Annotated in this window: 8 protein-coding genes and 1 pseudogene; 3 read left to right on the top strand and 6 right to left on the bottom strand. The window is 72.0% G+C overall.

Annotated features, from left to right (window positions below):
- Nucleotides 1-1,012, top strand: a 1,012-nt coding sequence (locus DQW85_RS07110; protein WP_338043359.1) for a carbohydrate kinase family protein, incomplete at its 5' end; no start/stop codon positions are given.
- 83 nt (nt 1,013-1,095) lie between these two features.
- On the top strand, nt 1,096-3,108 hold the full coding sequence (locus DQW85_RS07105) for a hypothetical protein (RefSeq protein WP_113699586.1): 2,013 nt from the start codon (nt 1,096-1,098) through the stop codon (nt 3,106-3,108).
- A gap of 254 nt (nt 3,109-3,362) precedes the next feature.
- Here DQW85_RS07105 and DQW85_RS07100 read toward each other — a convergent pair whose 3' ends face one another.
- Entirely contained in the window at nt 3,363-4,487 is a 1,125-nt protein-coding gene (locus DQW85_RS07100) for an epoxide hydrolase family protein (protein ID WP_113699585.1), read from the bottom strand.
- Nucleotides 4,488-4,614: 127 nt separating this feature from the next.
- Here DQW85_RS07100 and DQW85_RS07095 point away from each other — a divergent pair.
- Nucleotides 4,615-5,581 (top strand): annotated as a pseudogene (locus DQW85_RS07095) (helix-turn-helix transcriptional regulator).
- 143 nt (nt 5,582-5,724) lie between these two features.
- Here DQW85_RS07095 and DQW85_RS07090 read toward each other — a convergent pair.
- The 5 genes from DQW85_RS07090 to DQW85_RS07070 form a co-directional block, all read right to left on the bottom strand.
- Complete coding sequence (locus DQW85_RS07090) at nt 5,725-6,198, bottom strand: GNAT family N-acetyltransferase (protein WP_113699588.1); 474 nt, start codon at nt 6,196-6,198, stop codon at nt 5,725-5,727.
- A gap of 201 nt (nt 6,199-6,399) precedes the next feature.
- On the bottom strand, nt 6,400-6,606 hold the full coding sequence (locus DQW85_RS07085) for a cold-shock protein (RefSeq protein ID WP_113699584.1): 207 nt from the start codon (nt 6,604-6,606) through the stop codon (nt 6,400-6,402).
- A gap of 266 nt (nt 6,607-6,872) precedes the next feature.
- On the bottom strand, nt 6,873-8,009 hold the full coding sequence (locus DQW85_RS07080; RefSeq protein ID WP_113699583.1) for an acyl-CoA dehydrogenase family protein: 1,137 nt from the start codon (nt 8,007-8,009) through the stop codon (nt 6,873-6,875).
- A 7-nt stretch (nt 8,010-8,016) separates the two neighbouring features.
- Complete coding sequence (locus DQW85_RS07075; protein WP_113699582.1) at nt 8,017-8,928, bottom strand: hydroxymethylglutaryl-CoA lyase; 912 nt, start codon at nt 8,926-8,928, stop codon at nt 8,017-8,019.
- 1 nt (nt 8,929) lies between these two features.
- Nucleotides 8,930-9,405 (bottom strand): acyl-CoA carboxylase biotin carboxyl carrier protein subunit (locus tag DQW85_RS07070; RefSeq protein WP_338043358.1); only part of this gene is annotated, 476 nt, incomplete at its 5' end.

Raw genomic sequence — 9,405 nt, 5'->3', positions numbered from 1 at the left:
CACCCAGAACGGTCCACCCGCTCCCCCAGGCCACCCCACCCCGAGCGGCCCGCCCGCTCCCCCAGGCCACCCCACCCCGAAGCCCATGCGGACGGCGCTCCTGGTCATCGGGGACATCGTCACCGACGTGGTGGCCCGGCACGGCGCGCCGCTCGCGCCGGGCACCGACACCTCCGCCGAGATCGCGCTCCGCCCGGGCGGCTCGGGCGCGAACACGGCCGCCTGGGCGGCCCATCTGGGCGCCGACGTACGCCTGCTGGCCAGGCTCGGGCAGGACACCAGCGAGTGGCACACCAGCGAGCTGCTGAGAACGGGCGTCCACCCCCACGTACGCGTGGACCCCGGCCATCCGACCGCCGTGGTGATCGCGATGGTGGACGCGACCGGCGAGCGTTCCATGATCACTAACCGGGGCGCGGCCGGCCGGATCGGCCCGGACGACTGGGACGCCTCCCTCCTGGACGGCGTGGGCATCCTGCACCTGTCGGCCTACACGTTCTTCGCCGAGCCGGGAATGCGCCTGGCGAGGCTGGCCATGGCCGAGGCCGCCGCCGCGGGCATCGGTGTGAGCGTCGACCCGGCCTCCACGGGGCCGCTGCGCGAGTTCGGGGTGGAACGCTTCCTCGACGAGTCCGCGCCCGCCCGCCTGATCCTCCCGAACCTGGACGAGGCCCTCCTGCTCACCGGCGCGCCGACGCCGGAGCGGGCCGCCGAGATCCTCAGCGACAGGTACGGTGCCGCGGTGGTCAAGCTGGGCCCCCGCGGCGCCCTGGCCGCGATCGCGGGCCGGGTGGTCGCGACCGCTGAGAGCCCGTACTCCGAAGCCGTGGACACGACGGGCGCGGGTGACGCCTTCGCGGCCGGCTACCTGACGGCACGCCTCGACGGCGCCGGGGAAACGGCCGCCCTGCGGGCCGGATGCCGCGCGGGAGCCGCCTGTGTGGCCCTCGTGGGCGGTCGGCCACGGTACGGTTTGGAACTGAAGCGTCTTTACCCTATTCACGCCGATTGATAGCTTGCCGCGTAGGCTGCACCATTGACCACATGCGTATTGCCTAGTAACGCGGCTCACTCTGGGGAGGATAAGGTCCGCCGATGGACGTCGAGTCATCGATCTGCCTGAGCGACCTGGTCCCTGCCCTGCGCTGGAGCCGCCCACAGCAGATCGCGGAGGTCCTGGGGGACCCGCGACTGCCGCCCGGCTGGTGGTCGTCGGTGGCCCTCCATCGGGCGCTCGGCACGACCGGGCTCGACTGGGTCTGCGAACGGCTCGCGCGTCTGGCCGCGGCTCACTGGGACCACATCCCCCTGACGGACCTGCTCCCCGCGCTGGCCGTACACCAGGCCGACCTGGCGCTGCCCGGCTGGTCAGACGCCACCCGCACCGCGGTCGCGGGGCTGGGCGGCTGGCACCGGCTGCGCCGCCTGGCGCCCGGGGAGCTGACCACGCCTTCGGCGACGCCCGAGGTGGTCATGGGGGCGGTGTTCCGTGACGTGCTCGGCCGGATGCAGGCCGCGCAGGCGTCCCCCCGGACCGGCGCACACCTGGAGATGACCCGGCCGCTGCAACGCGGTGCCGTACCCGGACAGCGCGAGGCGGCCCCAGACCAGGGCCCCCTCGGTGGCGCGCCCCAGCGCCAGACGGGCCCGTACCCCGCGATCGGCGGAAGCACGTCCCCGCACCCGCCGGGCTCCTTTCCGGCCGGCCGGCCGGCGGGCGCCCCACAGCCCCAGTCGGCCTCCTATCCGGCTCACCCCGAAGGGGAGCCGCAGCGGCAGACCGGAGGGTTCCCGGCGCAGCCGGGCGGCCTGCCGCAACGGCAGGGCGGCTCGCGGCCGGACCCGCTGACCGCTCCCAGCGGGAGTGGCGCATCTCACACGGGCTCCGGCGCCTTCCCCGGCGCGCCCCACTCCGGCCCGATGCCGAACGCGACCGCCCCCTCCTCCAACGGCACACCACCCACCACCACGACGCCCACCACCACCCCGCCCGGCGGCGCGACTACCGGAAACGTCCCTCCGGCCGCGGCAGCGCCCTCGCCCACCGACACCGACCACGCGATGGTCCGGGTCGTGGACGGCCTGTTCCGTACTCTGGACAAGTTCGAGCTGGCCGTAGCCGTGCACCGCCTGTTCGCCGAAGACCCGGTGAGCCTGCGCACGCTCGCGCACAAGATGCTCGTCGACAGGGAGGTCCTCTCCCAGGCGCAGCGCACGGCGGAGGAGCGCGTCCTGCAGTGGCTGCGCTCTTCGGAGTCGGCGCCGGTGACGGGGCACATGTTCCGGCTGACCGAGTGGCTCGGCGCCGCCGCCACCGAGGAGCAGCTGATCGGCGCCGACCCGGCCCACCCGGTGATGGTCCCGTCGCTGCGCACGCCGCTCTGGCGGGTGCTCGTCACGCTCATGCCCGACCGCCGCCTTCAGGACGGCTGGCTGGTCGTCGGCGACCTCCATCGCCTGCAGGCGCGCACGAGGCAGCTCCTGGTCTCACGCCGGGCGGACACCGACGTTGTGGAGCTCATGGCCGAACTGGGCATCCGTGCCCATTCCGCCCAGGCCTGGCTCGACGCCCTGCCGCCGGAGGCCTCGGCGGACGCCCCGGCCGCCTCCGCCCAGTCGCCCGCGCAGCCGCTCCCCAGGCGTACCCCTGGAGCCAACGGCCACCACCACCGCGGCGGCCAGCCCATCCCCGCGGCGGAGGCCGGATCCATCGACCCGTCGGCGGCCCTCGCCACGCTCTCGGCCCTATCCAGCGGCCGTTCGTCCGTACTCCCGGGCCTGGCGGGCGCTCCGGCCACGCCGCCGCCCCCGCCGCCCAGCCCTTCGTCGGACCCGCGCCGCTGGCAGCGTATCGAGGTCACTCCCGAACACCTCCGCGGCGGGCCGGTGCCCGTCCCGGAGGGCTACGCCGCGCAGCTCGGCATGCGGCCGGGCACCCTGCTGTCGGTGACGGGCCCCGGCGACAACGCCATCGTCCTGGTGTGGCAGGGGCACCAGCCGGTCTTCGACTCGCTCCAGCCGGTCCTGATGCGCCTCAACGCCCGGCCGGGCGACCAGGTCTACGTCACGGTGGACGGCTACCGCCTCGAAGCCCAGCTGACCGCCTGACGAAGACCCACCGGGTCGGGGGCGGAGTACTCCAGACGCACTGTGCAGCGCCTCGGTCACGTCTTCCCGGGACGGGATGCGGCCGGCCTGCGGCCTCATCACCGGGCACGTGTCCGGGCAGAGCCGGCCCTTCCTTGAGGCGCGCCAAGCCAGCTCTCCACCGATGCCCATGCCGCCCGACCGTCCGTTCTCGCCCCAGATGCCCTGGCGAGCCGGCGTCGCCCGGTTGAGCCCACCCTGCCTCAGCCCATCGGTCACCGCAGCGGCGCGAAGAACGCCTGCAGGTCCGCCGCCAGCTGGGCCGGGGCCTCCATCGCCGGGAAGTGCTTGCCGCGCTGGAACTCGGTCCAGTGCGCGTCAGCCGGCGCGTGAACCAGCTTGCGTACCGTCTCGTCCGCGCCGAAGACCGCGAAGCCCTGCGGCACGGCCGGCGGCGCACCCCAGTCGGACGAGTGCGCCTGCTCGTACAGGGTGTGCGCGGCGCTCGCGCCCGAGCCGGTGAACCAGTACAGGCTGACCGTGGTGAGAAGCTGGTCGCGGTCGACCGGCAGGTCGGTCCACTCGTGGAACTTCTCTGCGATCCACGCGAGCTGCAGCAGCGGTGAGTCGACCAGGCCGTAGCCGATGGTCTGCGGCCGGCTGTTCTGGATCGCCAGATAGCCGGAACCATCCTTGTCGAACGCGTTCATCCGCTCCAGGATCAGCTTGTCGACCGGGTCGTTCTCGTCGAGCCGGTCGGCCATCCCGGGGATGAAGGTGGCGACGTTCGCGGCGGTCAGCGGATCGGTCACGACGTGCACGCCTATGACGTGCTCGCCGTCGAGGCCGGCGACCAGACCGGACACACCGGCGCCGACATCGCCGCCGTGCACCCCGTACCGCTCGTAGCCGAGCCGCCGCATCAGCTCGACCCAGGCGCGTGCGGTGCGACCCATCGCCCAGCCGGTCGAGCCCAGTGGGGTCGAGAAGCCGTACCCGGGCAGCGAGGGCGCGACGACGTGGAAGGCCTGGCCCGCGGCAGGATCGACCAGCGGCTCGATCAGCTGCAGGAACTCGGCGACGGAGCTCGGAAAGCCGTGGGTGATCAGCAGCGGCTTGGCGTCAGGCTGGTCGGACCTGACGTGCAAGAAGTGGACACGCTGGCCGTCGATCTCGGTGGTGAACTGTGGATACCGATTGAGCTGCGCCTCCTGGGCGCGCCAGTCGTACCGCGTGCGCCAGTACTCGGCGAGCTCCTTCAGGTGGCCCAGCGGTACGCCGCGCGTCCACTCCACGCCGGGCAGTTCCCCGGGCCAACGGGCGTTGGCGAGCCGGTCATGCAGATGGTCGAGGTCGGCCTGGGGGATCTCGATGCGGAAGGGCTGGATGCCGTCGCTCATCGCGCTTCTCCTTGTCAACGGTGCCGGCACGGCCACGCACATGGCCAGGGAGCTCTTGTGCTCACACGGAGAAGACTAGGAACAATAAGGGAACGAATCGTTCCTAGATTGTGGTAAAGGTCGAAGAATGCGGGAAACCTCGGCGCGGCTGCTGCGCCTGCTGTCCTTGTTGCAAGCCAGGCGCGACTGGACCAGTACCGAACTCGCCACCCGCCTCGGCGTCACCACCCGCACCATCCGCAATGACATTGGCCGGTTGCGCGGGCTCGGCTATCCGGTCGACGGGCGGGCTGGTGTAGCCGGCGGGTACCGGCTCGGTACGGGCGGCGCCCTGCCACCGCTGCTGCTGGATGACGATGAGGCTGTGGCGGTCGCGATCGGATTGCGTACCGCCGCGAGCGGCTCGATCACGGGGATCGAGGAGACCTCGATGCGTGCGCTGACGAAGCTGCAGCAGGTGCTTCCCTCGCGGCTGCGCCACCGCGTCAGCGCTTTCCAGGCGTACGCGTTGCCGACGCCGTCGCCCGGCTCGCTGGTGGATCCCGACGTGCTGACCGTCATCGCGAGCGCCTGCCGGGACCATGAGCGGCTCCGGTTCGACTACCGGGCGCACTCCGGGACGGCAAGCCGGCGCTCGGTGGAGCCGTACCGCCTGGTGAACGACCGGCGGCGCTGGTACCTGGTGGCCTGGGACGTGGACCGGGACGCCTGGGGTACCTTCCGGGTCGACCGGATCGAGCCCGATGGGGCCGCGCTTCAGGCCGCGTGCCCTGCCGCCCGACCGGGAGATCGCGGCGCAGGTGGCACGCGGAGTCGGCGAGGCGACCTGGCGATACCGGGCACGGGTGATCGTGCACGCGCCCGCGGCGTACGTGCGGACCCGGCTGCCGATCCCCGCCCAGGTGGAGTCCGTGGGCGAGGATCAGTGCGCGTTCGAGCCAGGCTCGGACCATCCGGAGATGCTCGCCCTCTATCTGGGCATGCTGAACGCGGACTTCACGATCGTGGACTCGCCAGAACTAGTGGACGCGCTACGCAAGCTGACGAGGCGCTACCAGCGCGCGATCGACGCCAGCCAGAACCAATCCGACTAGCTCCGCGCGCAGCAGATGCCCGTTCACTGCCCCCCACCGGACCCGCTCAGCCACCCCCACAGTCCCCTGCACACCGACCTGTCAGCCCAGGAGCGCTCTGCCGCCGCGCACGCCGCCGGACTTCCCTGAAGCGCGGCTGAGTGCTAGCGCAGGACCTTACGGAAAAAGGTGGCCGACTCCTCGTAGCCGAGCGCGTGGTAGAACTCCGGCGCCCGCCGCGTCGCCATGGCCACGTAGCCCGCCCCGCGCGTCCTGGCCCACCTCTCGAACTCCTCCAGCAGCGCCCGGCCGATCCCCTGCCTGCGCGAACCCGACTGCACCATGGCCTCTTCCACCCAGGCCACCGGCCCGTTCGCGAACAGCGTCAGGTGCGTGAACCCCAGCAGGTAGCCGCGGACCCGGCCGTCGATCACAGCCGCCACGAGCAGCGCGCCTTCGTCCTGCAGCAGCAGCGGCAGGGCCGCGTCGAACGCCTCCCGCTCGGGCCGGAACGTCAGCCCGAACTCCCTGGCCAGCGCGAAGACCTGGTCCGCGTCGGCCTTCTCCGCTCTCCTGACCACGACCCCCTCGCACGGCCCCGGTGGTGGCACCGGCGGCGCCTGCGGTCCCTGTGTCATGGCCACCCCTGCTGCTCGTCCGGCCTGCCAGCCACCGGAATATAGCGGTCCGGAGCGCCCGGCACCATGACCTCGACGGTCATGCCGAAGCGGACCGGCTGTCGGCGGGGTCCGGTGACATTCCCCGGTGAGCCGGGTCGAGCGCGCGAACGGATCCGGGCCCGCACCCGTGAAGGTGCGAGCCCGGATCGTGGTGTCGCGTCAGGCGGGAACGATGTTCTCGGCCTGCGGGCCCTTCTGGCCCTGGGTGACATCGAAGGCCACCTTCTGACCCTCGTGCAGCTCGCGGTAGCCGCCCTGAGAGACGATGTTGGAGTAGTGCGCGAAGACGTCGGCGCCGCCGCCGTCCTGCTCGATGAAGCCGAAGCCCTTTTCCGCGTTGAACCACTTCACGGTGCCAGTGGCCATGTCTGTCTCCTCTTGATCAGGTGTAGAGCCGGAATCCGCACTGTACAGATCCCGGGTCGCCGCCATAGGCCCACCCGGAGAAGACCGGCAAACAGAAATGCACCTGAGGCTACATACCGTCAGGTGCACCGAAGTTTCTAATGGGTACCACAACTGCAACTGCCTCCAACCTAGCACACGTGCGCTGCTCACACGCCCAGTGCAGCGAGCCGCTCCCCTACGTTCAGGGGAGCTTCATCCGCCGGCTGCCTGCTCGCGGGGGCAGGTCAGAGGTCGCCGAGGCCGAGCTGGCGGGCGATGAGCATGCGCTGCACCTCGCTGGTGCCCTCGCCGATCTCCAGGATCTTCGCGTCGCGGTAGAAGCGGCCGACCGGAAACTCGTTCATGAAACCGTACCCGCCGAAGACCTGCGTGGCGTCACGGGAGTTGTCCATGGCGGCGTTGGACGAGACCAGCTTGGCGATCGCCGCCTCCTTCTTGAACGACTGCCCGGCCACCAGCCTCTCCGCCGCGTGGTGGTAGGCCAGGCGGGCTGTGTGGGCGCGGGCCTCCATGTCGGCGATCTTGAACTGGATGGCCTGGTAGTGGCCGATGGGATGGCCGAACGCCCTGCGGTCCCGTACGTACCGCAGGCACTCGTCCACGCAGCCCTGGGCCAGGCCGACGCCGAGGGCGGCGATGGCGACCCGGCCCTCGTCGAGCGTCTGCAGGAACTGCGCGTAACCCCGGCCGCGCTCGCCGAGGAGGTTCGCGGCGGGTACGCGGCAGTCGGCGAACGACAGCTCGCGGGTGTCGGAGGCGTTCCAGCCGACCTTGGAGTATTTCCTGGACACGGTGAACCCGGGCGTGCCGCTCGGCACGAGGATCGTGGAGATCTCCCGCTCGCCGGTCAGGGCGGCCACCGCGACGACGCCGGTGATGTCGGTGCCGGAGTTCGTGATGAACGCCTTGGTGCCGTTGATCACCCACTCGTCGCCGTCCAGGACCGCCGTGGTGCGCATGCCGCCGGGGACGTCGGAGCCGCCGCCCGGCTCGGTCAGGCCGAACGCGCCAAGTGTCTCGCCCGAGGCCAGCCTGGGCAGCCACTCCTCGCGCTGGGCGGGCGTGCCGAACCGGTGGATCGGCATCGCGCCGAGCGACACCGCCGCCTCCAGGGTGATCGCCACGCTGGAGTCGACGCGGGCCAGCTCCTCCAGCGCCACGCAGAGCGCGAAGTAGTCGCCGCCCATGCCGCCGTACTCCTCCGGCAGGGGCAGCCCGAACAGGCCCATCGCGCCCATCTGGCGCACGATGTCGTACGGGAACTCCTCACGCTCGTAGTAGTCGCCGATCACGGGGGCGACGACGTCGCGGGCGAACGCCTCGACGGTCTTGCGCAGCTCTTCGTACTCGCCGGTCAGCATGGTGCGATCAGCCTTTCGAGAGGGCCTGGACGACGCGGGACGGGCTGGGGCGGCCGAGCAGCCGCGCCAGCCAGGTGCTGGTGGCCACGAGCCTGTCGAGGTCGAGGCCGGTCTCGATGCCCAGGCCGTGCAGCATCCAGACGAGGTCCTCGGTGGCGAGGTTGCCGGTGGCGGACTCGGCGTAGGGGCAGCCCCCGATGCCGCCCGTGGAGGCGTCGACGGTGGTCACGCCCGCCTTCAGGGCCGCCAGCGTGTTGCCGAGCGCCTGGCCGTAGGTGTCGTGGAAGTGGACGGCCAGACGTTCGGGCGTGCCGAACGCCTCGATCAGCGCGGTGACGTGGCCGGGGGTGGCGACGCCGGTCGTGTCGCCGAGTGACAGCTCGTGGCAGCCGAGCCCGAGCAGCCGCTCGCCGACCGCGACCGCCTGCGCGACGGGCGTCTGCCCCTCCCAGGGGTCGCCGAAGCACATGGAGACGTACGCCCTGACCCGGACCCCGGCGGCCAGCGCCCTGGCGACGACCGGCTCGAACATCTCGAACTGGCTCTCCAGGCTGCGGTTGAGGTTCTTGGCGGCGAACGTCTCGGTGGCGCTGGCGAACACGGCGATCTCGTCCACGTCGTGCGCCAGGGCCCGGTCGAGGCCGCGCTCGTTCGGCACGAGCACCGGGTAGCGGATGCCCGGCCTGCGGTCGAGCCTGCTCAGCAGTTCCTCGGCGTCGGCGAGCTGCGGCACCCACTTCGGGTGGACGAAGCTGGTCGCCTCGATCGTCCGGTGCCCGGCGTCGGCGAGGCGGTCGATGAACTCCGCCTTGACCTCGACGGGGACGGTGGCGGGCTCGTTCTGGAGGCCGTCGCGCGGGCCGACCTCGTAGACGGTGACCTGCTGCGGAAGCCCTTCCATGGGGTACGGCCTGCGCATGTCAGCCCTCCTCCGGTGTGACGACCGCCAGGACGGCGTCCATGTCGACCGGCTGGCCCGCCTGCACGGGCAGCTCGGCGACCACGCCCGCGAGCGGGGCGGTGACGGTGTGCTCCATCTTCATGGCCTCCACGATGACCAGCGGCTGTCCCTCGCCGACCTGGTCGCCCACCTGCGCCTTGACGACCAGGACGGTGCCGGGCATCGGGGTCCTGACCACGCCGTCGCCCGCTCCGGCCGCGCCGGGCCGGTCGCCCGGGTCGCCGATGAGGTGGCGGGTGACGGCCCAGGCCGCGCCGTCGCGCCCGAGCCAGAGGGTGTCGCCGTGGCGGGCCCGGACGTAGTGCCGGGTACGGCCGCCGAGAGTGACGGCCAGCCGGGAATCGTCCTGCCGGATGCGGGCGGGGGCGGCGGCGGGATCGGCGGTGTCGGCGGTGTCGGCAGGGGCGCCCCCGGCCTCCGGAATGACGCGCACCT

The sequence above is a fragment of the Nonomuraea lactucae genome (genome assembly GCF_003313395.1).
Taxonomy (GTDB): domain Bacteria; phylum Actinomycetota; class Actinomycetes; order Streptosporangiales; family Streptosporangiaceae; genus Nonomuraea; species Nonomuraea lactucae.
The sequence above is the reverse complement of the archived record's forward strand: the minus strand, read 5'-3'. Positions and strand labels throughout refer to the sequence as shown.